The sequence below is a fragment of the Planotetraspora kaengkrachanensis genome (assembly GCF_016862895.1).
Classification (GTDB): Bacteria; Actinomycetota; Actinomycetes; order Streptosporangiales; family Streptosporangiaceae; genus Planotetraspora; species Planotetraspora kaengkrachanensis.
Window position 1 is genome coordinate 37,429 of record NZ_BONV01000053.1, and the last position, 23,716, is coordinate 61,144.

26 protein-coding genes are annotated in these 23,716 nt (G+C 69.2%); 13 read left to right on the forward strand and 13 right to left on the reverse strand.

The window, feature by feature from the left end:
* The first annotated feature begins 75 nt into the window (after positions 1-75).
* The 6 genes from Pka01_RS37675 to Pka01_RS37700 all read left to right on the forward strand — a co-directional run bounded on the left by Pka01_RS37675 (position 76) and on the right by Pka01_RS37700 (position 5,573).
* A complete protein-coding gene (locus tag Pka01_RS37675) occupies positions 76-696 on the forward strand; it encodes a TetR/AcrR family transcriptional regulator (RefSeq protein WP_203887786.1) in 621 nt (206 codons plus the stop codon).
* 38 nt (positions 697-734) lie between these two features.
* Positions 735-1,274, forward strand: coding sequence for a flavoprotein (locus Pka01_RS37680; RefSeq protein WP_203887787.1), 540 nt, complete (start codon positions 735-737; stop codon positions 1,272-1,274).
* Positions 1,275-1,461: 187 nt separating this feature from the next.
* The gene (locus Pka01_RS37685; protein ID WP_203887788.1) at positions 1,462-2,409 is read left to right on the forward strand and encodes an alpha/beta hydrolase; all 948 of its coding nucleotides are present in this window, start codon (positions 1,462-1,464) and stop codon (positions 2,407-2,409) included.
* Positions 2,402-3,604, forward strand: coding sequence for an acyltransferase family protein (locus tag Pka01_RS37690; protein WP_203887789.1), 1,203 nt, complete (start codon positions 2,402-2,404; stop codon positions 3,602-3,604). The genes Pka01_RS37685 and Pka01_RS37690 overlap by 8 nt, the downstream gene beginning before the upstream one ends.
* Positions 3,589-4,902, forward strand: coding sequence for a sensor histidine kinase (locus Pka01_RS37695; RefSeq protein ID WP_239116110.1), 1,314 nt, complete (start codon positions 3,589-3,591; stop codon positions 4,900-4,902). Before Pka01_RS37690 ends, Pka01_RS37695 begins: the two co-directional genes overlap by 16 nt.
* The gene (locus tag Pka01_RS37700; protein ID WP_203887790.1) at positions 4,899-5,573 is read left to right on the forward strand and encodes a response regulator; all 675 of its coding nucleotides are present in this window, start codon (positions 4,899-4,901) and stop codon (positions 5,571-5,573) included. The genes Pka01_RS37695 and Pka01_RS37700 overlap by 4 nt, the downstream gene beginning before the upstream one ends.
* Positions 5,574-5,591: 18 nt before the next feature.
* Here Pka01_RS37700 and Pka01_RS37705 read toward each other — a convergent pair whose 3' ends face one another.
* Genes Pka01_RS37705 through Pka01_RS37710 form a run of 3 tightly spaced genes read right to left on the reverse strand, consistent with a single transcriptional unit; the run spans position 5,592 to position 6,718 of the window.
* Positions 5,592-5,846: a hypothetical protein gene (locus tag Pka01_RS37705; protein WP_203887791.1), complete on the reverse strand. Its 255-nt coding sequence runs from the start codon at positions 5,844-5,846 to the stop codon at positions 5,592-5,594.
* 30 nt (positions 5,847-5,876) lie between these two features.
* Positions 5,877-5,987, reverse strand: a complete 111-nt coding sequence (locus tag Pka01_RS41790; protein ID WP_505877497.1) for a hypothetical protein — start codon at positions 5,985-5,987, stop codon at positions 5,877-5,879.
* Positions 5,988-6,034: 47 nt separating this feature from the next.
* Positions 6,035-6,718 carry a TetR/AcrR family transcriptional regulator gene (locus tag Pka01_RS37710; protein ID WP_203887792.1) on the reverse strand — a complete coding sequence of 228 codons (684 nt, stop codon included), beginning with the start codon at positions 6,716-6,718 and terminating at the stop codon, positions 6,035-6,037.
* Between the two features lie 61 nt (positions 6,719-6,779).
* On the opposite strand from Pka01_RS37710, the gene Pka01_RS37715 reads away from it, so the two are divergent.
* Complete coding sequence (locus Pka01_RS37715; protein ID WP_203887793.1) at positions 6,780-8,219, forward strand: MFS transporter; 1,440 nt, start codon at positions 6,780-6,782, stop codon at positions 8,217-8,219.
* 45 nt (positions 8,220-8,264) lie between these two features.
* Here Pka01_RS37715 and Pka01_RS37720 read toward each other — a convergent pair whose 3' ends face one another.
* From Pka01_RS37720 to Pka01_RS37735, 4 genes are all read right to left on the reverse strand, one after another.
* Entirely contained in the window at positions 8,265-9,245 is a 981-nt protein-coding gene (locus tag Pka01_RS37720; protein ID WP_203887794.1) for an NAD(P)-dependent alcohol dehydrogenase, read from the reverse strand.
* Positions 9,242-9,457: a helix-turn-helix transcriptional regulator gene (locus Pka01_RS37725; RefSeq protein ID WP_373318237.1), complete on the reverse strand. Its 216-nt coding sequence runs from the start codon at positions 9,455-9,457 to the stop codon at positions 9,242-9,244. Before Pka01_RS37725 ends, Pka01_RS37720 begins: the two co-directional genes overlap by 4 nt.
* Before the next feature lie 11 nt (positions 9,458-9,468).
* Positions 9,469-9,897, reverse strand: coding sequence for a hypothetical protein (locus Pka01_RS37730; protein WP_203887796.1), 429 nt, complete (start codon positions 9,895-9,897; stop codon positions 9,469-9,471).
* A gap of 168 nt (positions 9,898-10,065) precedes the next feature.
* Entirely contained in the window at positions 10,066-10,479 is a 414-nt protein-coding gene (locus tag Pka01_RS37735; protein WP_203887797.1) for a hypothetical protein, read from the reverse strand.
* A gap of 180 nt (positions 10,480-10,659) precedes the next feature.
* Between Pka01_RS37735 and Pka01_RS37740 the strand changes: the two genes are divergently transcribed.
* The gene (locus Pka01_RS37740; RefSeq protein WP_203887798.1) at positions 10,660-11,478 is read left to right on the forward strand and encodes a helix-turn-helix transcriptional regulator; all 819 of its coding nucleotides are present in this window, start codon (positions 10,660-10,662) and stop codon (positions 11,476-11,478) included.
* A gap of 34 nt (positions 11,479-11,512) precedes the next feature.
* On the opposite strand, the gene Pka01_RS37745 is transcribed toward Pka01_RS37740, so the two are convergent.
* Positions 11,513-12,136: a hypothetical protein gene (locus tag Pka01_RS37745; RefSeq protein WP_203887799.1), complete on the reverse strand. Its 624-nt coding sequence runs from the start codon at positions 12,134-12,136 to the stop codon at positions 11,513-11,515.
* A gap of 118 nt (positions 12,137-12,254) precedes the next feature.
* Positions 12,255-13,163, reverse strand: coding sequence for a hypothetical protein (locus tag Pka01_RS37750; protein WP_203887800.1), 909 nt, complete (start codon positions 13,161-13,163; stop codon positions 12,255-12,257).
* A gap of 201 nt (positions 13,164-13,364) precedes the next feature.
* Here Pka01_RS37750 and Pka01_RS37755 point away from each other — a divergent pair, with 201 nt between their 5' ends.
* Positions 13,365-15,038, forward strand: a complete 1,674-nt coding sequence (locus Pka01_RS37755) for a peptidase M16 family protein (RefSeq protein WP_203887801.1) — start codon at positions 13,365-13,367, stop codon at positions 15,036-15,038.
* A 17-nt stretch (positions 15,039-15,055) separates the two neighbouring features.
* Here the strand turns inward: Pka01_RS37755 and Pka01_RS37760 are convergent, their stop codons facing one another.
* Both Pka01_RS37760 and Pka01_RS37765 read right to left on the reverse strand, forming a co-directional pair.
* Positions 15,056-15,712 (reverse strand): TetR/AcrR family transcriptional regulator, encoded by a 657-nt coding sequence (locus Pka01_RS37760; protein ID WP_239116112.1) that lies wholly within the window; start codon positions 15,710-15,712, stop codon positions 15,056-15,058.
* A gap of 134 nt (positions 15,713-15,846) precedes the next feature.
* Complete coding sequence (locus Pka01_RS37765) at positions 15,847-16,512, reverse strand: DUF4352 domain-containing protein (RefSeq protein WP_203887802.1); 666 nt, start codon at positions 16,510-16,512, stop codon at positions 15,847-15,849.
* A gap of 426 nt (positions 16,513-16,938) precedes the next feature.
* Here Pka01_RS37765 and Pka01_RS37770 point away from each other — a divergent pair, with 426 nt between their 5' ends.
* Positions 16,939-17,811 (forward strand): hypothetical protein, encoded by an 873-nt coding sequence (locus tag Pka01_RS37770; protein WP_203887803.1) that lies wholly within the window; start codon positions 16,939-16,941, stop codon positions 17,809-17,811.
* 319 nt (positions 17,812-18,130) lie between these two features.
* Complete coding sequence (gene erm, locus Pka01_RS37775; protein ID WP_203887804.1) at positions 18,131-18,946, forward strand: 23S ribosomal RNA methyltransferase Erm; 816 nt, start codon at positions 18,131-18,133, stop codon at positions 18,944-18,946.
* A gap of 122 nt (positions 18,947-19,068) precedes the next feature.
* Here the strand turns inward: erm and Pka01_RS37780 are convergent, their stop codons facing one another.
* Entirely contained in the window at positions 19,069-19,968 is a 900-nt protein-coding gene (locus Pka01_RS37780; protein ID WP_203887805.1) for a hypothetical protein, read from the reverse strand.
* Positions 19,969-20,390: 422 nt separating this feature from the next.
* Between Pka01_RS37780 and Pka01_RS37785 the strand changes: the two genes are divergently transcribed.
* The gene (locus Pka01_RS37785; protein ID WP_203887806.1) at positions 20,391-21,281 is read left to right on the forward strand and encodes an LLM class flavin-dependent oxidoreductase; all 891 of its coding nucleotides are present in this window, start codon (positions 20,391-20,393) and stop codon (positions 21,279-21,281) included.
* A 6-nt stretch (positions 21,282-21,287) separates the two neighbouring features.
* On the opposite strand, the gene Pka01_RS37790 is transcribed toward Pka01_RS37785, so the two are convergent.
* The gene (locus tag Pka01_RS37790) at positions 21,288-21,953 is read right to left on the reverse strand and encodes a TMEM175 family protein (RefSeq protein ID WP_203887807.1); all 666 of its coding nucleotides are present in this window, start codon (positions 21,951-21,953) and stop codon (positions 21,288-21,290) included.
* A 293-nt stretch (positions 21,954-22,246) separates the two neighbouring features.
* On the opposite strand from Pka01_RS37790, the gene Pka01_RS37795 reads away from it, so the two are divergent.
* Positions 22,247-23,656 carry a CBM96 family carbohydrate-binding protein gene (locus Pka01_RS37795; RefSeq protein ID WP_203887808.1) on the forward strand — a complete coding sequence of 470 codons (1,410 nt, stop codon included), beginning with the start codon at positions 22,247-22,249 and terminating at the stop codon, positions 23,654-23,656.
* Positions 23,657-23,716 lie beyond the last annotated feature (60 nt).

The window sequence follows — 23,716 nt, forward strand, 5'->3', positions numbered from 1 at the left end:
CTGACGCCTCGCATGTGGCGCCATCGGGACCCCTCAACGGGTGGCGGGGGCAGAGACGCGACTAACGTGAGGTTCATGGGAGGGGCCGGCCGCGAAGTCGGGCTCGAGCCGAACGTGATGCGGGAGCGCATCATCGAGAAGGCCACCCGGCTCTTCGCGTCTCTCGGGTACGACGGAACTCCGATCCAGATGATCGCCGACGCCGCCGGACTCGACCAGGATGCCGTCACCGACCTCGTGGGTGACAAACGCGAGATCTACCTCACGGTGATGCGTGAGACCTACCTCCACACGCGGGCGATGTACGACTCCGCGTTCGCCGCGTTCACACCTGATCGAGCGGGTGTCCTCCTGGTCGTCGACCGCTATCTGGACTTCTACATCGACCACCCGGAGGTGCCCGAGCTGTGGATCCACCGATGGCTGTCCGACGCCGCCGACATCACCGAGGTCGAGGCTCTGTACCTCAAACCACTTCGGGACCGGGTCAAGGACGTTTTTCGCCCCATAGTCAGACCTGGCGTGGACCTGGACGTCACCCTCGAGATCATCGTCTGGTGCGTACGCGGCTTCGTGGTGGGCGGCATGCTCACCCCCAGCGGCGAGCTCCGTGGGCCGCGCAACACCGTGTACCTGCAGCGGTTCCGTGCGTACCTGCACCAGCTGGTCACCAGGTTGCTCGGGCTGGACGGCTGACGGCCGCAGACTCGGGATGAGCGCGGTATCTTCACCGCGTGACCCAGCCTGACAAGGTCCTCTATGTGATCGTCTGCGCCGCAGGCCCGGCCGGCGACGTCGGCCGCCTGGTCACCATGGCCCAGGACGAAGGGTGGACCGTCCAGATCGTCGCCACCCCTCCCGCGCTCGACTTCATCGACGTCGCGGCGCTGGAGCAGCAGACCGGCCGTCCCGTCCGCAGCCGGTACCGCAAGCCAGGCGATCCCAAGCCGCCACGGGCGGACGCGTTCATCGTCGCCCCCGCGACCTTCAACACGATCAACAAGGTCGCCCTGGGCATCACGGACACCTATGCCCTGGGCCTCCTGGCCGAAGCGCCCGGACTCGGCATCCCCGTCGTCGTGCTGCCCTTTGTGAACAGCGCGCTGGCCGGCCGAGAGCCCTTTCACCGAAGCGTTGAGACGCTTCGTGCCGAGGGAGTCCGCGTCCTCCTCGGTCCCGGTGAATTCGAACCGCACGCTCTCGACTCCGGAGCCGACGCGTTCCAGTCATACCCCTGGCATCTCGCGGTCTCGGAGCTGGGAAAGCTCGGCTGACTCGCACACTCGGCGATGCCGGAAGGCGCCCGCGGACGGCTCGGTGTTCCCTCTCGTAGTACTTCGGAGCTACGCGGGAGATGCACTCTCCAGCGGGAGGCCGACTACGGGGTGTGATGCGTAGCTTCGGTGCCGTCAGCCTCCGAAGCCGTACAGAAGGGCCTCACCTGTGGCCTTCCCCCCACGTATGAGCCGTCTGCGCCGCGCCCTGCTCTCCGCAGTCGTCACCCTCTCGATCGCCGGACCGGTGTCGGGAGCGGCCCGCCCCGCGGCCGTCCAGGCACCCGTCCCGCCCGCCCTCGCCCCCTTGCGGACGTTCACCCCGGCCGCGCTCGCCGAGCGGTACGCCGCCACCCGCGACGCGATCCAGGCGGCCGGGCGAACGGCCGCCGCCCACGCTGACCGGTGGCGGGCCGCGATGTTGCGCACCATGGCCGACCGGACGCGGCGTTTCCTGTTCTTCGACGGCCGTGACGGCGGCCGTGCCGTGGAGGTCTTCGGCGATCTCGCTCAGGCCGAGCGGATCGCCGTGCTCGTTCCGGGCTCCGATACCAACCTCGACGAGTACGGACTCCTGCGCGGTGGCGCGATGAGGCTGCAGCAGGCGCTCGGTGACCGATCCGCCGTGATCGGCTGGCTCGGGTATGAGACGCCGAGCACGGTGAGCGCCGAGGTGCTGACCACCGGCCGTGCCGACCGGGCCGCCCCGGCCCTGAGCGCCTTCGTGCGGGAGTTGGCCGTCGCCGAGCCCGCCGCCCGGCTCTCGCTCGTGTGTCACTCGTACGGCACCGTGGTCTGCGGGCGGGCGGCGTCCGGGCTGGACGTCGCCGACGTCGTCCTGGTCGGCAGTGCCGGAATCGGTGTCGACGACGTCGGCGCGCTGCACACCCGCGCCACCGTCTGGGCCGGCCGGAGCGCCGGCGACTGGATCGGCGATGTGCCGCACACGCGGCTCAGGTTGCCGTTCATCACGGTCGGGCTGGGCGCCGACCCGGTGTCGCCCTCGTTCGGCGCCAGGGTCTTCGTGGCAGGTGACGGCGGACACAGCGACTACCTCAGGCCAGGGGCGGCCCTGTCGAACATCGCCAGGATCGTCTCGGGGCAGGCGCCGTGCGAGGAGGACCCTCGTGCGTGACCTCGTCCTGCGGATCGACGCGGCGACCCCACCCGGCCGTGATCGCGCCGTCGACGCGTTGCGCGCGCTGGCCATCCTCGGCGTGGTGCTCGGCCATTGGCTCGTGAGCGCTCTTGTCGTCGACAGCGGAACGATGCACGTCGCCAGCCCGCTTCGCGCCATGCCGCACCTCGCTCCTGTGTCCTGGCTGCTCCAGACGCTGGCGGTCTTCTTCCTGGTGGGCGGCTTGGCCGGCGCGAAGAGCCTTGCCGCCGCCCGCGCCCGCGACGTGACGTACTTCCGGTGGCTCGGCGCCCGGATGTCCCGGCTGTTCCGGCCGGTCGCCGCCGTGCTCGCGGTGTGGGCCGTGGCGGCGGTCGCGATGCTCGCCTTCGGGACCGACTCGGGGACGGTGCGCGCGCTGGTCAAGCTCGTCGTGTCCCCTCTGTGGTTCCTGCTGGTCTTCGCGGCGCTGACCGCGGGCACCCCGCTGGCCGCCCGGCTGCACCCGCTCGTGCCGCTCGCCGTCGTCGCGCTCGTCGACCTCGTCCGGTACGGCCTGGGCGGCCCCGCCTGGCTCGGCTGGGTCAACGTGGCTGCCGGCTGGCTGGTGCCGTACTGCCTGGGGGCGGCCTGGACCCGGGGCGCGATGCGGAGCCGGGGGACCGGATGGGCGCTTGTAGTCGGCGGGGTCACCGCCACCGCCGGGCTCGTCCTGCTGGCGGGCTACCCCGCCGACATGGTCGGGGTGCCCGGCGCCGCCGTCTCGAACCTCGACCCGCCCACTATCGCGGCCGTAACCTTCGGTCTCGCCCAGTGCGGGGTGGCCCTGCTGCTGCTCGGCCGGCTGCGGCGGATACTGCGCCGCAGGATCACGTGGGCCGCGGTCGCCCTGGTGAACCTGTCGGCCATGACGATCTTCCTCTGGCATCAGACCGCGATGATGGCCGTTTCCGCCATCGGCCTGCTGGGGGGTGAGCCCCTCCCCGGCCTGCACACCGTCCCCGACGGCCCCGGCTGGGTGCTCGCCCGGCTGGCCTGGCTGCCGGCGTTCGCGGCGGCGCTGCTCGTGTGCTCGGCCGCGTTCCGCACGTACGAGCGGGGAACGCCGGGAAATCGCGGCAGTGCCGAGGGCGAAGGTCCTGCATCCGCCCTAAGGTGGACGTCGCCGATCAAAGACTCGAAGGTGGCAAACGGCGCGTGGGGCGAGAGCTGATGAGGGTGCTGCCGACGCTGCCGCGTGTTCTGCGCACGGACCTGTTGACGTGGGTCTACGATCCGCTTCCGCCCATGGTGGGGCCCCGTTGGCTGGCCCGGCTGCCGCACGTCGTGGTGGTGGTCTTCGCGGTCACCGGCGCCATCGAGGGCTCCGGTCCGGATCCGCGGGTCTCGACACTGACCATGGTGCAGGCGGGGTTGCTCGTCGCCGCGATGTTCCGCCCGATGCCGGCCTGGTGGGCGTCGACGGTCGTCCTGGTCGTCGCCGCGAGGATTGTCGAACCTCCCGCCGCGTCCTGGGACGTCCCGGGAGGTGCCGCGCTCCGCGTGATGTCGATCCCCTGGTCGGTTCAGCTGATCGCGCTCCAGGTGGGGGTGCTGTACCTGGTGGCGCTGCGGGTCCGTCCCCGGGTCGTGGGCGAGACGCTGGCGATCAGCGTCCTGACCGGCGTGGCCTGCCTGACGTTCGTCAACCCGGGCATCGGTCCCGCTCAGATCGTGGTGACGCCTCCCTTCTTCGTGTCGGTGACGGCGGTCGGCGCCGTGGTGGGCATCGGTGCGGTACTCCGTGGCGAACGCGTGGCCCGCGCCCGGCTGTTCTCACAGAAGGAGCTCACGGCCGAGGAGCGGGCCAGACGCACGGTGCTCGAGGAGCGCAACCGGATCGCCAGGGAACTGCACGACGTGGTCGCCCACCACATGTCGTTGATCTCCATTCAGGCGCAGGTCGCGCCCCACCTGGTCAAGGACCCGCCGGAAGAGCTGAAGGAGAACCTCGCGGGCATCCGTCAGAGCGCCGTGGAGGCTCTCACGGAACTGCGGCGGGTCCTGGGCGTGCTGCGGTCGGAGGACGCGCCGGCGGACGAGGCCCGCCATGCGCCGCAGCCCACCCTGGAACGGCTGGGCGAACTCGCCGAGACGGTGCGGGGTGCGGGTCTCACGCTCTCCATCGAGACCACGGGCGAGCCGCGCCGGTTGCCGCCGGGCGTAGAACTTTCCGCGTTCCGCATCATCCAGGAGGCGCTGTCCAACGCCATGCGGCACGCCCCCGGCGCCGCGGTGCGCGTGCAGCTCGGGTATCGGGCCGACGCGCTGACCGTCCGCGTCGTCAACGCCGTACCGGACCGGCCGGCAGCGCCCTCCTCCGAGCCGCGGCACGGGCTGCTGGGCATGCGCGAGCGTACGGTGATGCTGGGAGGCGAGCTGGTGGCCGGCCCTACATCCGACGGCGGTTACGAGGTGCGCGCGACCCTGCCCGCCGGTGCAGGGGGACCGCATGCGGAGGACACAGCATGACGCCCATCCGGGTGCTGATCGCCGACGACCAGGTGATGGTGCGTCAGGGCTTCACGGTCCTGCTGAACGCCGAGCCCGGAATCGAGGTCGTCGGCCAGGCCGTCAACGGTCTCGACGCCGTCGCCAAGGCCGCCGAACTCGCACCGGACGTCGTGCTGATGGACATCCGGATGCCCGAACTCGGCGGCATCGAGGCGACCCGCCGCATCACCACGACGGCCGGGACCGTCGTCAAGGTCCTGGTGCTGACGACGTTCGACCTCGACGAGTACGTGTACGAGGCGCTGCGCGCGGGAGCGTCCGGATTCCTGCTGAAGGACGCGTCGGCCGCCGAGCTCGCCCACGCCGTACGGGTGGTGGCGGCGGGTGAGGCGCTGCTCGCCCCGGCCGTCACCAAACGCCTCATCGCGGAGTTCTCACGGATGACCGCCGCCCCCCGGGCCCCGCTCAAGGAGCGCGTCGGCGACCTGACCGAACGTGAGACCGAGGTACTGAGCCTCATCGCGCAGGGCCTGTCCAACGCGGAGATCGCCGCCCGCCTGGTGGTGGCGGAGCAGACGGTGAAAACCCATGTGAGCCGGATACTGGTCAAGCTGGGGCTGCGCGACAGAACCCAGGCCGCCGTCTACGCGTACGAGACGGGCCTGGTCCGCCCGGCCGGGTACCAATAGAGCTTGGCAGAGGTTCCGTCACACCCTGTCCACGAACGAGCGTGCCGCGTCTTCGCTGAAGCCGGTTTCACCCCGGACGAGGAAAACGGCCTGCTCGTACCGTCCCTGGCTTTTCAGCCCCCGGACCTTCGTCGCCAGGTCGGCAGGACCGCCAGAACCAACGCTGCGACCCACACTGCGCGCTCTCGCGCCCCTTACAGCCACGAGAACGACGACGATGAGCGCGCAGATGAAGATCAGGGGGAGAAAGGTTCCGACAGGATTGCTTCCCATGCCGTGATCGTAGTGTTTTCTCCAGGCGGCTCAGAAGGGCCAGGTGGGTGGCTGGCCAGGGTGCTCACGCCAGTCGTGGCCGCATGCGGGGCAATCGCCATGGAAACGGATGCGACCCCGCCGACGTCGGAAGATGTTCACCGCAACACGATGTCACCCGGCCCTGTGACTCCGGGTCACTGCAAGATTCATGGCTGTCTGCCGCTCCAGAAGGCGAGCCATTCGTCCCATTGAGGGGCAGCCGCGGCGTCGTGGGCCCGTCCGGACGAGGCCATCACGCGGAGACCCGCGAGCAACGGCTCCAGCAGCCTCCGGGTGTACCTGGCCACCGTGGCCGGATCGCCCGGAAGAGCCCCCCGGAGATGAACGATGATCACCACGATGTCGGTCGGTCCGTAGTCCTCCGGGATCTGCTTGTACTCCCGAGCCACGTCGACCACGCGTTGCAGAGCGTCGCGCATGCGGTCCGCCGCGGCGAGTACCTCAGGGGGGTCGGCCACGCGGCCTCCGAGAACGGAGACGAGGGGCCCGAAGGAATCGGCCAGGTAGCGATCCAGAAATCTCGCGAAGACCTGTTCCGCCGGGACCTGCTCGATGGAGTCCTCCGCGATCTCGCAGATCTGGTCCATCGCCGCGATCCGCAGCGCCTGCGCCAGGGCCTCCTTGCTCGGATAGCGACGGTAGAGGCTGCCGACGCCCACTCCCGCACGTTCGGCGATGGCCGACATCGGGGCCGACAAACCGCGCTCGGCGAAGATCTCCTTCGCGGCGATGAGGACGGACAGGTCGTTGGCCCGGGCCTCGCGGACGCGGCCGGGTGCCGGACGGTCGGGCTCGGCCTGACGTGCGGCGAGAGACGGATTGACACCCATGCGGCGACGCTATCAGAATCAATCGGAACGGAAATTCCGTTCCGATTGAAGGAGGAAACAAATGTCCCACCCGACTGCGGGGACGCCAGAGACGGCCGTCCTGACACCCGCCCGCGGCGCCCCCGCCGCGGCGAAGAACGGCCGCATGGTGTCAGCGCTCGTCTTCGTCGTGCTCGTGTACGCGCTGATGCAGACGATGCTCGTGCCGGCCCTGCCGGTTCTCGGTTCGGACCTCCATGCGGGGCTCGGTGCGAGCGGGTGGGTGCTCACGTCCTACCTGCTAACGGGCTCGGTTCTCGCTCCCATTGCGGGATCCTTCGGAGACCGGCTCGGCCACAGACGGGTGCTCGTGGTGGTCCTCGTGGTCTTCGCGATCGCGACGTTCGCGGCGGCGTTCGCGTCCACCATCGGTGTCCTGATCGCATGTCGCGCGGTGCAGGGGATCAGCACCGCGGCCTTCCCTCTGGCGCTGGCGATCGTCCGCCGCCATTCGACCGGCAAGGCGATGAACACGGCGATCGGCTGGATCTCCGGAGTGCTCGGGCTCGGCGCCGGCGCCGCTCTCGTCATCGGCGGCGCCATCCTCAAGGTCACCAGCTGGCAGGGGATGTTCGTCTTCACGGGAGTGCTGATCGTCATCAGCCTCGTGTTCGTGGTCGCCTGGGTGCCGCACACTCACCGAACCGGGCAGGCGAGCCGGACCGACTGGGTGGGCGCCGTGCTGCTGACCGTGGCGCTCGTCAGCCTTCTGCTGGGCGTCACCCAGGCGCCCTCCTGGGGCTGGACGGCAGGGCCCACCCTGCTCCTGTTCTGCGGAGCGGTCGCGGCCTTCGCCGTCCTCGTCATCGTCGAGCACCGTGTGGCGACACCGCTGGTCGACGTGAGGTCGCTCACCAGGCCGTCCCTGGCCATCGCCAACGTGCTCGTCCTGGTGAACGGCTTCGTCTCCTACATCATCTACGTCTGCCTGCCGAGCATCCTCGAAGCCGATCCCGGCACCGGTTACGGGTACGGCTACGACGTCCTGCGTACCGGTCTCGTTCTTCTCCCGTCCGCGGTCTGCGTGTTCGTCGGCGGCCGGGCGGCTCCCGCTCTGCTCGGACGCGTCGGTCACCGTCCGAGCATGGTCATCGCGATGGCGAGCATGGGCCTCGGCGCGCTCGGTCTGACGTTCTGGCCGGCGGCGATGTGGTCGATAATCGCGTCGTTCTGTGTGCTGAGCCTGGGCATCGGCGGGGGCGTCTCGGTGATCTACCAGATCATCGCTCGCGTCGTACCCGTCGACGAGGTCGCCGCGGCCGGCGGACTGAACACGGTGATCCGGTCGGTGGGCTCCGCCGCGGGTTCCCCGGCGGCCGGCGCCATCCTGGCCGCGGGAGTCGGCGGCGCCACGACGACCGTCGCCCTCGCCAACTATCAGCACGCCTTCGCCCTCGCCGCGGTCCTGTCCGTCGCGGCGGCGGGCCTCGCACTCCTGCTCAGAATGCCCGCGAACCGCTGACGGCCGCGGCCGCCGCTTGGCGGCCGCGGTGGATCTGACGGACCGTCAGTCGTTCAGGGTGATGACGACCTTGCCCGCGGGGTGGCCTTGTGCGAGATATCTGATGGCGTCGGGGGTCTCGCCGAGGGGGTACGTGCGGTCGATGACCGGGGTGACCGTGCCCGCATCGATCAGCCGGCCCAGCTCCTCCAGTTCCTGCGCGCGTTCCTTGGACGCCAGGCCGCGCAGGTGCTGTCCGATGAACATGGAAACGAAGGGTGCGCGCAGCTGGCGGGTGTAGCCGCCGAGCAGTCCGCCGGCGTCGTGGCCGCCGCCGGCCAGCACCAGCGTCCCGCGTGGAGTCAGGGCGCGCCGCAGCAGCGACAGCGGCCGGCACCCCGCGGTGTCGATGATCACGTCGTGACGCGGGCCGTCGCGGTCGACTTCCTCACGGGTGTAGTCGATCACCTCCTCGGCGCCGAGCGACCGCACCAGTTCCACCTTGCCGGTGCTGCACACGCCGGTCACCCTCGCGCCGAACGCCTTGGCGATCTGCACCGCGTACGACCCGATGCCGCCGGCGGCGCCGACGACCATCACGTTCTGCCCCGGCTGGACCCGCCCGCCGTCGCGGACGGCCTCCAGCGCGGTCACCCCGGAGATGGGAACCGCGGCGGCCTGCTCGAACGACAGCTTGGCCGGCTTGGGAGCGAGCCGCTTGTGAGGGGCGGCCGCGTATTCGGCGTAGCTGCCGCTCGGGGTGGTGCCGTACACCTCGTCGCCGGGCTGGAACCGCGTCACGCCGGAGCCGACCGCCGTCACCACCCCGGCCAGCGCCCGGCCCCGCACGGCGACCCTGGGCCGTGTCAGCCCGAACGCGACCCGCGCGCCGTACGGCCGGCCGGTCATGCAGACCCACACACCGGGGTCCACCCCGGCGGCGTGCACCTGGACCAGCACCTGGTCCTCTCCGATCGGCGGCCGGTCGACCTCGCGTAATCGGAGCACGTCGGCCGAGCCGTACACGTCCTGGGCGATGGCTTTCATGTCGTCTCCTCCTGTGAGCCGGGGTACTGGAACACCTCTTCGAGCGGAACCTTGAACACGTGGGCGATCTGGAAGGCGATCTCGAGGGACGGCGAGTACCGGCCCTGCTCGATGGCGATGACGGTCTGCCGGGTCACGCCGATGCGCTCGGCCAGCTCGGCCTGGGTCATCTCGTCGTGCGCGAACCGCAGAGCACGGATTCGGTTGGTCACACGGGTCGGCTTCACCATTGGGGGAAGTTCCCGCGGTACACGACGACCTTGGTGACGTTGCCGAGGACCGCCGACAGCGCGAAGCACAGGTAGATGACGTTGGCGATCCAGAACCGGTCCCAGCCGGCGACCGCCATGAGCATCGCCGCGACCGCGCCGATCGTCACGAACGACTGGCCGACGTAGTCACCCAGCCGCCCGATCTCCCGGTCCCGCACGTCCTTGGCCCGGGACGCCTTCGGGTTCACCGCTCCGGCCACGACCTCGGCCACGATCGCGGCGACGATGGCCGCGCCCACGCTCCACAGCAGCGCCGCGGCATAGGGGGCCTCGGCCGGCGGACGCCCCGCGGCCCGGCCCAGCACCACCACGACGTACCCGCCGTACGCGGCGACGGCCACCACCAGCCGGATCCACGCCCGTTTCTCTTCGAGGGTCATGACCTTCTCCGTGATGTACAGAATCTTTGACATCTCGAAAGTAGCCAATCTTTGACCTCATGTCCAGAATTTTTTACATCGCCGTACGGACTCCTGGTGACGGGACATTCGGTGAACGATCACGCGGACACGAGCGTGATCGCGCGACGGGCGGGTTCCGCGTCGCGGCTACGTGCCGAGGCCCTTGGTCTCCACGTGGCAGGAGTGGACCGAGTCGCCGGACTCGGCGACCGTCTTTCCGTCGACCTTGATCCGGCAGGTGATGGCGCCATCGGCGCCTGCGGCGTCCGCGTACAGCGACAACGCGTGGACGTCATCCGGCGCCGGCTCGGTCTTGGCGTAAGGGAGGGTGACGGGAGAGTCGTACGAGGTGCCGAATCCGACGCCGACCGAGACGTTCTGGGCCGTCTTCGTCCCGTTCGCGCCGACCACCTCGAACGTGACCTCGTGGTCATCCGAGCACCCACCCGTGACGAGCCCCGTCACCCCGAGGAGCAGACCGGCGACGGCCAGACGGGGCGAGTGGGACGGCGGTGCGGAGGGGCGAGCGTAGGGCCGGCGGGACGGGGGCTGCTCGGTCATTCGACGCTCCGAAAGGGCGGCGACCCTGCGTGGGTGGTCGCCGGAGGGGACGCTCTCGAACCGATGATGATCGTACTGCGCCGTCGCCGGAAGATCCGCCCAGCGCGGGACATTCCGGCGCCTTGGTAAACCTTCGGGAGTTTGCGGGGCTTTGACCTATTTCTTCATATTGTGTCCCTTATGGGGAGCCCTCTTGGTGAGTTCCTTCGTGCCCGGCGAGAGGCCACGACCGTCGACCAGGTGGGGCTGCGGCGCGCCGACGACAACAGCCGGACGCCGGGGTTGCGCCGGGACGAGGTGGCCATGCTGGCCGGCGTCAGCACCGACTACTACATGCGGCTCGAGCAGGGGCGCGAACGCCACCCGTCGGATCAGGTGATCGATTCCCTGGCCCGGGCGCTCCTCCTCGGCTCCGAGGCGACCGAGCATCTGCACCGCCTCGCCCGCGCGCGGGCGTCGCAGCGGCAGCCGGTCGACCATCCCGTCCCTGAGCTGCTCAGGCTCGTGGAGAACTGGGATTGCGGCCCCGCGTTCATCGTGAACCGCCGGTGGGACGTGCTCGTGCGGAACCCGCTGTCCATGGCCGTGTGCGGGTGGATGGAGCACAGCGACAACCTCCTGCGGCTGATCTTCCTCAATCCCGAGTCGCAGGAGTTCTTCTGGAAGGACTGGGAGCGGGAGGCGCACGCCTACGTGGCGCACCTTCGCGTCCTGGCGGGCGGGGACGACGAGGACCCCTTCCTGCGCGAACTGGTCGATGAGCTCACGCGGTCGAGCGAGGCCTTCCGCCGGGTGTGGGCGCGCCACGACGTGTACGCGAGGACGCAGCAGTTCGTGCACATGCACCACCGTGAGTTCGGCGACCTGGCGATCCACTTCGAGGGGTTCAACGTCAACAGCGCCCCCGGCCAGATCCTCGTCGTCGGTCAGGCCGAGCCCGGCAGCCGGTCCGAGGACACGCTCATCACGCTGGGCCGGTCCCTGGTCGGCAGCACGTGAGTCGAGCGTCCGGCTCCTCCCGCCGGTCGAGTGGCTAGCTCCTCCCGCCGACGAGCCGGCGGATCTCGGCCTCCTGTTCGCGGATCCGCACGAGGTCCGCGCCGTAGCCCGCGTCCAACTCGACCAGCGTCTCGTACGCGGAGACGGCCTCGGAGCCGAGCCTGCGCGCCTTGGCGGCGGAGCCCGGCGCGTTCGACAGGGCCAGAGCCGTCGCGAGTCTGCACTTGGCGTCGGCGGTCATCCCGGCCAGTTTGGCGAGCCCGCCGCGGGGGGTCGTCACGGGGCGGAACGAATGGGCGAGGCTGAGCAGCCCGTCCATCATCATCGCGTCCCTGCTCACCTCGCCGCCGGTGAGTTCCAGGTAGCTGCTCACGCAGGAGCGGGCGGCGACCAGCGCCTCGTCGAAACGGCGGCCCTGGATGAGCATTCCCGCGTGGTTGTACAGCTTGCCCGCGAGCTGGGCGAGATGCTGGTCGCTCTCGGGCTCCTCCTGCCGGAGGCCGCGGATGATGTCGAGGGCCTTCTGGTTGCTCTGGACGGCCTGGTCCACGCTCCCCGTCCGCCAGTAGAGCAGCGCCTCCTGGGCATGGGCATTGGAGGCGTCCTGGAGTTTCTGCAGCCGCCGCTCACGTCGCGCTTCGGAGTCGAATAAACCCACGTCAACTCCCGTCGGTCCCGGAAGATCCACTTTGACCGGACGATAGCACCATGAAATGGACGGGTCGATCGGCGTTTTCGCGCCGCGGCGGCGGCCGCGTTTCATCGCCGGACGCGTGTCACCCGCGTTTACGGGCGGTCGCCCGCATCTTCCTGAACATCCCCACAGGATCGTCGAACAACTGCCATGGAGAAGGCGTCAGGGATCGCCCGATGACCTCGAAATGCTCCCGGGCCGCCGTGTGGTCACCCGCGAGGCTGAACGCGAGGGCGAACCAGTTGTGCGAAACCTGCCCGCCGAGTTTGGCCCGGTAGTCGGCATGCCGTACGGAGCGGTTCGCGGCGGCGTGCAACTCGGCCCGCACCTCCGAACGGGACAGGTGGTTGTCCTGCCCGTTGCCGGACCAGAACTCGATATGGGCCACGGCGACCAGATGGCCGAGCGGGTTTCCCTCCGGCGATTTCGTGACGGCCTTGCGGGCGAAGGAGAACATCTCCTTGTCGCTGCCGTACCACTTCGCGCACAGCCCCTGCAGCATCTGCTCGTGCGCGTACACGTGCAGGGGATGACGGCTCGTCACCTCGTCGAAGCGCCGCCACGCCTCGGTCTTTCCCAGCTCGAGCCCCCGGGCGGTGGTGACGAGGCCGGACCAGGCGTCGACGTCGTCAGGATCCCGGCGGGCGACGTCACGCAGACTGTCCTCCGCGATTTTCAGCCGTCGATGGAACTCACGGAACTGACGGGCCGTCGTGTGAGAAGCGCGCGCCCTCCCTCGTGCGTCCCACGCCCACTGGATGCCGTTCGTGCCCTGTACCAGGACGGGAAGCGTCACATCCGGCTCGGCCGCGACCCATTCGTCGATCCACTCCTGGACTCCCGGGGCCGCCTGGCAGATGCCCAGGTAGAAGGCGCGGTGGTCGGGGTCGGTGACCGAATTCAAGAAATCGCCGGCCGACCGCCAGTCGCGTCGCTCCAGCGCGTCCCGGAGCCGTGACGCGTCCGGGTCGCCAAGGCATGCGTCGAGCATCGGTTTCCGGGAAATTTTGGATCGCAAAGCGGAGAACACGCCGATATGTTACATAAGTGCCCAATGTTGCTTTTGTGGCTGATGTAACAATAGTGCGTCCTTCGGTCGTCCAGCCGGTTAACACCGCTGCGGCTCGCGCCTAATCACGCCCCACTGCCGCAGAGCCGCTTCACCATTGCCGCGACCGAATACGGAGGAACAGTGAACATCGAGCGTGCCGAGGTCGACGGGGTACCCGTCGTCTGGACGCCGTCGGGCGACAAGCTGACCGCAGGGCTGGCGTTCCGGGTGGGCCGCGCGGACGAGGTGCTCGCTCGCGGAGGCATCACCCATCTGACCGAGCACCTGACGCTCTATCGTGTCGGCCAGGCGGATTATCACTACAACGGCCAGGTCGACGCGACGACCACACTGTTCGTCACGCACGGCGAGGCCGACGACATCGTGTCCTTCTTCGAGGTCGTCTGCGCGGCTCTGCGTGACCTGCCGCTGGAACGACTGCCGGTGGAACGTGGCATTCTCCGCACAGAAGAGGCCGGACAGTCGCACGGGGTGATCGGCCGGTTCCTCATCTGGCGCTACGGAGCGCAGAAATTCGGTCTCCCGGCCTACGACCAGCTCGGCTTGGACGACATCACGCCCGACGAGCTGACCGAGTGGGCGAGGCGCTGGTTCACGCGCGGCAACGCGGTCTTCTGGATCGCCGGGGGCCCGCCGCCCGAGGGGCTGCGACTGGACCTGCCCGACGGCCCCCGCATGCCCACCCCCGTCGCGAGCGACCTGCTGATTCGCACGCCGTCGTACTTCCCCGGCCCCGCCGACGGCGTCGGCATGCACTCGGTGATCACCCGCTCGACCGCCTCGGCCGTCTACGGCAAGGCGCTGGAGCGGCGACTGACGCGCACGCTGCGGCACGATCGCGGGCTCACCTACACGCCCGCGATCGGCTACCACCCTCATAACGCCCACCGGGCCGAGCTGGTCGTCTGGGCGGACGGGCGGCCGGAGCAATTGCCCGATCTCGTCGAGGCGTTCCTGGCGGAGCTCGACAGACCTTTCACCGTGGAGGAGACGTCTGCAGCGGTGGACGCCGTCCGGGCCCAGCGCAAAGAACCCGGTGCCGAAGTCGGAACGGTCGCGACCGCGGCGTGGGACGTCCTGCACGGAAGGGAGTGGAGGGACGAGGAGGACCGCGCACGCGAACTGGACGCGGTCACCGCCGACGCGCTCAACGCCGTGGCGAAGGAGGCGATGACCAACGCCCTGCTTCACGCGCCGCAGGGGCACCCGTTCCCCTACCAGCGCTTCGCCGCGGCACCGGCGAGCTCGCAACCATGGGTGGAGGGGGACAGGTACCTGCCGACGGATCACCCGGTCGACCGGTCACACCTGGTCATCGGGCCCAAGGGGATCTCGTTGTTCGGTCCCGACGACGAGTGGACCGTGCGGTTCAAGGCGGTCGCCGCGATGCTCAGCCGGCCGGACGGGGGGCGGACACTGATCGGTCTCGACGGCGTGAGCGTCGCGGTCGAACCGGGGCTGTGGCGGAAGTCGGCCGATCTCATCGAAAGGCTCGATGCCGCCGTGCCGGCCTCGCTCGTCGTCCACATGCCCGCCCGGGAGGACAAGGAGATCCCGAAGCCGCACACCCGGTGGCATCAGCGCGCCTGGGCGCACGTGCGGGTCCTCACACGCCGGACCATCGGCGTTTTCACGCTCATCCGTCTCTCGGGGAGACCGCGCCGTGTCGCAGTGGGGTTGCTGGTCGCCGCCGCGCTCATCCTTGCGATGATCTTGTCGCCGAACCATGCGCCCACCGTGCTCGCGATCTCCCTGGCGTCGCTCTTCGGTGCCTGGAGAAGCCGGCGCCTGTGACCACGTCAGGTCACGGATCAGGCCGGGAGCCAGCGCAGGAGACGGTCGACCAGATCCGTCCAGCCCGCCTCGATGCGTTCCACCGGCATCCCGCGCCGGGTGTGCAGGTGGTTGACGAGCGCCGGGTCGAGGTAGCCGAGCAGGGCCTCGACCAGCAACTCGATGTCACCCGTGACCCCGGCGGCCCGGAGCAGGGTCGTGAGATGCAGGGCATGGACGTCTCTGGGCGGGTGGTTGGCATAGCGGCGGGCCGGCTTCTGCTCGGCCGCCAGGTACAGGTCGCGGTAGCGGATCTCGTGGCGGATCGCCGCCGTGCCGAAGGCGTGGAGCCGTTCCCTCGGCGGGGCGCCGAGCCCGAGCGGGGGAGGGCCGGAGACGAACGCCTCCTGGAAGGTCCGTTCGGCGTGATCCAGCAGTGCGAGCATGAGGCCCGCGCGATCGCCGAACCGCCGGTAGACGGTTCCCTTGCCGACCGACGCGGCGGCGGCCACGGCGTCCATGGAGACGTGCTCCGCCCCGTGCCGTGCCACGAGGCGGGCGGCGGCGTCGAGCAGCCGGTTCCGATTGCGCGCTGCGTCCGCGCGCTCGTGTGGGGCCTGGCCGGCCAAAGGGAGCGAGGGCGTCGCGGGCCCGTCCGCGGCGATCCCGGCTCGAGGGGGCTGGTCATCGCGCACGAAAAAGATCCTAGTCGCGGGATTCCCGCCGGGTCTCAGGGCCGGCGCCGGGCGCCCGCCTCGCGTCAGGAGCTCACGTCTCCTGAGGGAATGCGGGCGCTCGACCCGGCCTGCGCCGACCGGCCAGGCGCGCGTCAGTTCAGCACGACCGCGGCGCCGCCTGAGAGCGGCGAGTCGTGCAACTCGATCGAGGCCGCGTCCGTGCCCCTGGGCACATCGAACACGACGATGCCCTTCACCGAGTTCCCCGGGTTGATCTCCTCGTACAGCGACTTCGACGCCTGTCCCAGGTAGATCGCCGCCTCGGAGTCGGCGGAGAACTCCTTGCCCGTCGCGTCGAACAGCTTCTGCGCCTCACCCGTGAACGCCTGAGACCGCTCGCCGATGTTCTTCACCGTGACGTGGACGAGGACGAACTGACCCTGCGCGTCCTTGCCCAGATAGCGGTCGCCGACCCTCGACGCGGTGCCGAGCTTGGTGACCTTGAAAGCGAAGTCTCCGTCCCGGACCTGTGTCCCGATTCCCGCGGTCGCCGTCTCGGCCCGCTGGGCTTCCCTCGACGCGGTGCCGCCCGCCGGGGCGGGGGCGCCGGAGCCGTTGGACGCGAGAGCGCCGCACGCCGCGAACACGGCGAGGATCGCGCTGACGGCGAGAATCCACGTGAGGCCGCGGCCCCCCTTCTTCGGTGGCGCCTGGAACGTTCCAGCCGGGCCGTACGGCCGACTGTACGGCTGCTGGTGTCGGGGATTCTGCGATGTCTGATGAATGGGATAGGCGGGCCCGCCGTCGGACTGGGTCATGGCTGTGCTCCAGGAGTCGAGAGTGTCCAGCGAGGTGAGGACGCGCCTTTTCGCTGAACGGTTGCCGGGCGTTGCCGAAGCGTTAGCCCACCCGGTCTTTTGCCGCACGGCAACTTCGTAAATGCCCGACTTGCCTCATCGAACTTCTGAAGTAGAGGAGCCGGTCCGCGCCGCCTCGTTTCGCTGAGGGAGATGTCGTCCCGGCTGGAACGGAGCCATCGGCATGCAGGTTGTCGGGGCCGTGAAAGGCGCCTGCAAATCTTGGTCAACTGTTCCGAACGCGGGCGCTCCATGAACATTCATTAAGCCCAGGCGTGTTTCCCTCATTGTCGGCGATGTCGACAGGCCATTCGCCACCGACAGGACAAATGTCCATTTCTATGCAGAGGCGGCCCGATGGGCTCTTTTTCGAGAATTCTCGGCGGCGTGGGCGCCGTCACGCTGGCGGGGATCACACTGGGCGCGGCCGCGTCGCCGGTTCAGGCGATGTCCCGTTCGGCGAACAGTGTGATCGTCCCGTGCGACGCGGCCACGCTCGTCACGGAGATCCAGGCGGCCAACACGGCCGGAGTCGCCACGCTCCTTCTCGCGCCGAACTGCATCTACAACTACGCCACCGGGACCACCCCCAGCGACGCCCTCCCGATCATCACGGGCGACGTCACTCTGGTGGGCGGGCTGAACACGACGATCAGGCGCGATCCGGCCGCACCCGGCTTCCGCATCCTGGAGGTGGCATCCGGGGCGACGCTCCGTGTCCGGAACGTCTCCATCCTGGGAGGAAGCACGTCGGGCCTCGGTGGTGGAATCCAGAACGCCGGCACCGTGGTCCTGGAGCACACCATCCTGGCCGGCAACCGGGCAATGAACGGTGGCGCGTTCGCGAATCTCGCGGGCGCCACCGCGATGATCTCGCACAGCGTGCTCAAGGAGAACACGGCCGCGAGCGTCGGGGGAGGTGCCGCCATCAACTTCGCCGGGACGCTGACGCTGTCCGACGTCATCCTGACCAGGAACAGTGCACCGATCAACGGAGGCGCACTGAACACCCAGCCGGGCGGCGTGTCGAACCTCGTCAAGAGCATCGTGCGGAACAACACATCCGGCAGTCCGGGAGGCGGCATCTCCAACCTGGGAACCCTCAACCTCGACGGCACCGTGGTCGGGCAGAACAGGGGGTCCGGCGGCGGGGGCATCGCCACCGCCAACGCGAATGTCACCCTCCGCAACTCAATTGTCAATGACAACTCCCCCGACAACTGCAGTCCGCCGAACACCATCCCGGGCTGCGTCAACTAGCCGTCCGGTGGATCCTTGTCCGGGTGCACCACGAACAAGGATCCACCGGATACACCCAGAGCCGAATGACGTCCTGACCCGTTTCGAGCACCGGCTCCCCAGAAATTAACGCCGCGCCGAGACGTAAATGGAGTTGCGCCGTCCGGGGACGTCCTTGCTAGCGTGCCGGACATGTACTGCCCGTTCTTCATCAGGATCCGCCGCTCCTAGCGGCGGGCTGCTTCGCGTTTCACCTTCCCAGCTCCGCCGCCTTCGGTGTCCTCGCCGGTGCGGCTCCTCGTGCTGCCCGGCTCCATCCGGGTCCACGCGGAGCGCATCCATGCATCACCCCTACCAGGGCGGACGGCACGAGCTCGGCCAGAATTTCCTGGTCGATCGGTCGGTGATCGCCACCATCGAAGGACTGGTCGCCCTGACGACCGGCCCGATCGTCGAGATCGGCCCGGGCGACGGCGCCCTGACTCTGCCGCTGAGCGGCTCGGGCAGGCCGATAACCGCCGTCGAGGTCGACCCTCGGCGTGCGTCGCGGCTCGCCCGCCGGGCTGCCCGGAACGTCACCGTCGTCAACGCGGACATCCTGCGATACCGGTTCCCCCGGCACCCGCATGTGATCGTCGGAAACGTCCCGTTCCACCTGACGACCGCCATCCTGAGGAGGATCCTGCCCGCGTGCCACTGGCGGGAGGCGGTGCTGCTGGTGCAGTGGGAGGTCGCCCGCAGGCGGGCGGGGGTCGGCGGCGCCAGCATGCTGACGGCGGCCTGGTGGCCCTGGTACGAGTTCGGGCTGCGCCGCCGGGTGCCGGCCCGGGCGTTCCGCCCGATGCCGTCGGTCGACGGCGGGCTGCTGACGATGGAGCGCCGCGGCGTTCCACTTGTCGGAGAACGCGGGGAGTACCAGGAGTTCGTCCGGCAGGTGTTCACCGGACGTGGCCGCGGGATCGCCGAGATCCTCGGCAGGGTCACACATGGCGACCGCGCGTCCGTACGCGACTGGCTGGGGCGGGAGAACGTCTCACCGCACCTGCTGCCGAAGGACCTGGCCGCGGACCAGTGGGCCTCGCTGTGGAACACGGTCGGCGGCCGCGACCCGCACACACGAGCGGCCCGTGTTCACCGCCGGCCCGGGCGGTCGTGAAATGGGGGAGGGGCCGCCCGCCGGACGAGGTGCGGATGTTGCCACCTCGTCCTGCGGACGACCCCTCCTTGACCTTCTGCAGAGTGCCGAGCCCGAAGGCGCCGGCCTGCCGGTCCTCGTGCCTAGAGGACGACCCCGAGCCCGAGACCGAGAGCCAGGCGCAGCCGCAGGGCGAGCGCCAGGTTCACGTTCGCGTTGACGTCCGCGTTGACGTTGGCCGTCGCCGCGAGCGGGGTGTAGGTCGGCGCGGGCAAGAACGGCCTCGGCCTGACGAACACCGACGTCGTGGTCGGCCGCGGCGTGTAGTACACCGACGTGGTGGTCGTGGTCGGCCGCGGCGTGTACAGCACCGACGTGGTGGTGTTGGCCGTGGTCGGCACGGTCGTCACCGTGGTGGTGTTGTTCGTCGTGGCCGGCAGCGTCGTGTACGTGGTGGTGTTGTTGGTCGTGGCCGGCAGCGTCGTGTACGTGGTGGTGTTGTTGGTCGTGGCCGGCAGGGTGTTCACCACCGGCTGGTTGACCAGCGGCGCCGACGCGGGAGTGATCGCGCCGGTGCCGGCGTTGTTGATCGTCGTGGGGGCCGACGGGCCGTAGTACTTGGTCGACTTGGTCACATCGATCGACTTGGTCGACTCGGTCGACGCGGAAGACGTGGTATCGCCCGGGTCCAGGGTCTGGTCCGTGGTCGCGGTCGTGTCCGACGTCTGGGACGGCGTCAGCGTGACGTTGATGTCGTGCAGCAGGTGCTGACGCTCGCGCTGGTTGAGACTGCCACGCTGCCGCTGACGGTCGCGGTTGCGGTTGAAGTTGCGGTTGCGATTGCGGTGCTCGGAGTCCCAGCTGGCGTCGTCATCGTCGTCGTCGTCATCCGCGACGTGGCGGAGAAGCTGGCTCGGGACGTTGCTGAGCTTGCCGGCGGAGGCGCCGGCAGAAGAGGCGGTGACGGCGCCGACCACGAGGGCGCCGCTCGTCAGTGCGGTCGTGGTGGCGAGGACCGCGATGAGGCCATGAGCCTTGGGCATGTGGTTTCTCTCCTAGAAAGGAATACTGCCCTGCACTGATATTTTTCAGAATCGGCTATAAATGCGATCTCTGAAAAACTATGCAGATCAACACTGCGTTGTCTTGTTTCCCGGCCATCCGTGACGCAAACGATGATCGGCGGCTTTTGCCTTTTGGCTGACATTTCATTGAAGAAGTCACGGGAATCTCGCGGGAAGGCAGGTCTAATATCCGTCCTGTCGTATTTTGTACACGCGCTCGGAGATGCCCGATCTGTCGGGCAAATATCGGTGCGTCCGGACGGCAGGAATTAGCAGCATAAAGACGCCGAGAAAGGCAAGAGGATTGTTATGCCGTTTCGGCGGATGGCCGGAAAATATGGCGCAGAGGTGAGTTGTCGGACTCCGGGAACAACTGACTGCCCCGGGTGGTTCTCGCGGGCATGGGTGACTACGGGCGTGATGTCGAATTCGGATACTTCCTCGTGCCGAACGCCGGGGATCCCCTGCTGAAGACCGCGCAGGCGGCAGACAGGCTCGGGCTCGACCTGATCGGCGTTCAGGATCATCCGTATCAGCGGCGCTATGTCGACACGTGGACGCTTCTCAGCGTCATCGCGGCCGCGACCGAACGCATCAGGGTCTTTCCGGACGTCGCGAGTCTGCCTCTGCGGCCGCCGGCGGTGCTGGCCAAGTCCGCGGCGAGCCTGGACCTGCTCAGCGGCGGACGGGTCGAGCTGGGGCTCGGGGCGGGCGCCTTCTGGGACGCCATCGAGGCGTACGGCGGGCCGCGCCGTACGCCCAAGGAGGCGATCGACGCCCTGGAGGAGGCCGTCACGGTGATCCGCGCTGTGTGGGGCGGCGCGCCGGCCCTGCGCTTCGACGGCGGGCACTACCGGCTGAAGGGCGCGAAGCCGGGCCCGGCCCCGGCGCATCCCATCGAGATCTGGCTCGGCGTCCGCGGGCCGCGTGCGCTCGCGCTCACCGGCAGGCTGGCGGACGGCTGGCTTCCCTCGAGCACCTGGGCCCCGCCGAAGCGGCTGCCCGAGCTCAACGCCCGCATCGACGACGCCGCGGCGGCGGCCGGGCGCGAGCCGAAGGAGATCCGCAGGCTGTACAACGTCAACGGCGCGATCACCGACGGCGCGTCCAGCGGTTTCCTCAACGGCCCCGCCGACCAGTGGGTCGAGGAGCTGACCGACATCGCGGTGGGCTACGGCATGGACACCTTCGTCTTCTGGGGTGAGGGGGACCAGGAGGACCAGCTCCGCAGGTTCGCGGAGGAGGTCGTGCCGGCCGTACGGGAAAGGGTCGCGCAGGAGCGCGCGGGCTGACCGGCGTCAGGGAGTGAGGAGGCGGCGCCCGGCCCGGTGCCCGCCGAGGATGATGAGGGGCGTCAGCACCCAGAGGTAGGGGACGCCGTCCATCACCCAGCTCAGCGCGGCCGTGACCAGCCAGAAGGCGCCGTTCACGGTCAGTGTCAGCGCCATGACCCGCAGGTGGAAGACGTCCGTGCCCGGCTTGGTGACCCCGCCGCGCACGGCGGCGACGTTCAGGCCGGCCTGGCAGAACAGCAGGCCGGCCTCCGCGATGGCGAAGAGGGTCACCGACAGCGGGTTCAGCGAGGCCTCGCCGATCAGGGCCGTCGGGTACGGCAGCAGCACCACGAGGATGAGCAACGGGATGTGGATGCGCAACATCCACCGGCTCATGCCGGTGATCTGGTCGAACAGCCGGTGATGCTGGCGCCAGGTCGCCCACAGCACCAGGAAGGCGATGAGGAACGCCAGGAAGATGCCGGCGTTCTCGCCGAGGAAGTGCCACAGCTCGCGGGCCATCGCCATGCGGTCGGCCTCGCCCCGGCGGGAGAGCCCCTCAGGGCGGGGGATCTCGATGACGAGCAGGGTCATGGCGATGGCGAAGACCGCGTCGGTGAACATGCCCATCCGCTCATGGGTCAGCCCCGGCGGGACGGTGGTCGGGTCCGGCGATTCGGCGGCGGTCATCGAGCTCCTCGGCGCAGGATCGGCATTCGCGGCGAACGGGAGGATAGTCGCAAACGCCCCAACGCTGCAGGCCGTACAGGGCCGCACGAGGCCTGATGCCGGGCCGCCGTCAGAAGGGGCATTCCTCGGCCCGCGGAGTCGCACGACTCTCACAGCGGACATTCAGGTGATCTTCATTCATTCACCAGTCGGCCACCAGGTGACCCATCAGGTGTCATCGCGGTGTCGGGACTCATCCTTACCGTCCGAAAGGCCCCCAGTAACCACAAGTCAATAAGGGGAGGGCCTGGACGATGTTGAGACGCAAGGCGGCGATCGCGACGTTCCTCGCGGCCGTCAGCGTGACAGCCGGCACCGCGGTCGCGGTGCTGGGTGACGCCACGGTCGCGTCGGCGGCGACCGCCACCTTCACCCCGGTCGCGGACACGTATGTCGACAACTCCGTGACCACCACCAACTACGGCACATCTGCTCAGCTCGGCGTGGACAACTCGCCCGTCAAGCGGATGTTCCTGAAATTCACCGTGTCCGGCGTGAGCGGAACCGTCACCGGGGCCAAGCTGCGCGTCCACACCGACGACGTCTCCGGCGCTGAGAGCCCCAGCGGCGGCACCTACAAGGCGATGAGCAACACCACCTGGTCGGAGACCGGGGTGACGTGGGCCAACCAGCCCGCCGTCGACGGCGCGACCCTGGGCTCGATCGGGTCGGTCGTGCGCAACACCTGGTACGAGGTCGACGTGAGCTCGTACGTGAAGGGCAACGGCACCTACAGCATCGGGGTGACGTCGTCGAGCAGCGACGGCGCCGACTTCGACGCGCGTGAGACGGGATCGACCGCCCCGCAGCTGGTCATCACGACCGGCACGACCTCGACGCCCACCCCGACCCCCACCCCGACCTCGGGCGACCCCGTGCTCGTCGGCGCGGGTGACATCGCGAACTCCGGTTCGGGCGACACCGCCACCGCGGCCCTGCTCGACGGCATCCCCGGCACCGTCTTCACCGCCGGCGACGACGCCTACGACAACGGCTCCACCGCGGACTTCAACAACTACTACGCACCCACCTGGGGCCGGCACAAGGCGCGCACGCGTCCGGTGGCCGGCAACCACGAGTACAACACCTCGGGCGCCTCGGGGTACTTCGGCTACTTCGGCTCGGCCGCGGGCGAGCCCGGCAAGGGCTACTACTCCTACAACCTCGGCAACTGGCACATCGTGGTGCTGAACTCCAACTGCTCCTCGATCGGCGGCTGCAACGCCGGTTCGGCGCAGGAGCAGTGGCTGCGCGCCGACCTGGCGGCCAACACCCGGTCGTGCACGCTCGCGATGTGGCACCACCCCCGCTTCACCTCGGGGTCCAACCACGCGCCGACGACCTCTGTCGGCCCGCTGGTGCAGGCGCTGTACGACAACGACGCCGAGGTGGTCGTCACCGGTCACAACCACCAGTACGAGCGGTTCGCGCCGATGAACCCCAGCGGGCAACTCGACAACGCTCGTGGCATCCGGCACTTCGTCGTGGGAACCGGAGGTGCCGGCATGTACAACTTCGGCACGATCCAGCCCAACAGCGAAGTCCGTAACAACAACACCTTCGGCGTGCTGAAGTTCACCCTGCACTCCAACAGCTACACCTGGCAGTTCGTGCCTCAGTCGGGCAAGACCTTCACCGACGGCGGCACCAACTCCTGCCACTGATCCCGGCCGTACGGCGCCGCGCCCGGTGTGCTCCCCGCACACCGGGCGCGGCATCCCACC

Excerpts from the sequence above, each read along its gene's own strand:
- Pka01_RS37720 (WP_203887794.1), bottom strand. The coding sequence starts at position 9,245 with ATGAAAGCCATCGCCCAGGACGTGTACGGCTCGGCCGACGTGCTCCGA.
- Pka01_RS37715 (WP_203887793.1), top strand. The coding sequence starts at position 6,780 with ATGTCCCACCCGACTGCGGGGACGCCAGAGACGGCCGTCCTGACACCC.
- Pka01_RS37730 (WP_203887796.1), bottom strand. The coding sequence starts at position 9,897 with ATGACCCTCGAAGAGAAACGGGCGTGGATCCGGCTGGTGGTGGCCGTC.
- Pka01_RS37735 (WP_203887797.1), bottom strand. The coding sequence starts at position 10,479 with ATGACCGAGCAGCCCCCGTCCCGCCGGCCCTACGCTCGCCCCTCCGCA.
- Pka01_RS37740 (WP_203887798.1), top strand. The coding sequence starts at position 10,660 with ATGGGGAGCCCTCTTGGTGAGTTCCTTCGTGCCCGGCGAGAGGCCACG.
- Pka01_RS37685 (WP_203887788.1), top strand. The coding sequence starts at position 1,462 with ATGAGCCGTCTGCGCCGCGCCCTGCTCTCCGCAGTCGTCACCCTCTCG.
- Pka01_RS37795 (WP_203887808.1), top strand. The coding sequence starts at position 22,247 with ATGTTGAGACGCAAGGCGGCGATCGCGACGTTCCTCGCGGCCGTCAGC.
- Pka01_RS37710 (WP_203887792.1), bottom strand. The coding sequence starts at position 6,718 with ATGGGTGTCAATCCGTCTCTCGCCGCACGTCAGGCCGAGCCCGACCGT.
- Pka01_RS37675 (WP_203887786.1), top strand. The coding sequence starts at position 76 with ATGGGAGGGGCCGGCCGCGAAGTCGGGCTCGAGCCGAACGTGATGCGG.
- Pka01_RS37785 (WP_203887806.1), top strand. The coding sequence starts at position 20,391 with ATGGGTGACTACGGGCGTGATGTCGAATTCGGATACTTCCTCGTGCCG.
- Pka01_RS37765 (WP_203887802.1), bottom strand. The coding sequence starts at position 16,512 with ATGACCCAGTCCGACGGCGGGCCCGCCTATCCCATTCATCAGACATCG.
- Pka01_RS37700 (WP_203887790.1), top strand. The coding sequence starts at position 4,899 with ATGACGCCCATCCGGGTGCTGATCGCCGACGACCAGGTGATGGTGCGT.
- erm (WP_203887804.1), top strand. The coding sequence starts at position 18,131 with ATGCATCACCCCTACCAGGGCGGACGGCACGAGCTCGGCCAGAATTTC.
- Pka01_RS37780 (WP_203887805.1), bottom strand. The coding sequence starts at position 19,968 with ATGCCCAAGGCTCATGGCCTCATCGCGGTCCTCGCCACCACGACCGCA.
- Pka01_RS37750 (WP_203887800.1), bottom strand. The coding sequence starts at position 13,163 with ATGCTCGACGCATGCCTTGGCGACCCGGACGCGTCACGGCTCCGGGAC.
- Pka01_RS37705 (WP_203887791.1), bottom strand. The coding sequence starts at position 5,846 with ATGGGAAGCAATCCTGTCGGAACCTTTCTCCCCCTGATCTTCATCTGC.
- Pka01_RS37790 (WP_203887807.1), bottom strand. The coding sequence starts at position 21,953 with ATGACCGCCGCCGAATCGCCGGACCCGACCACCGTCCCGCCGGGGCTG.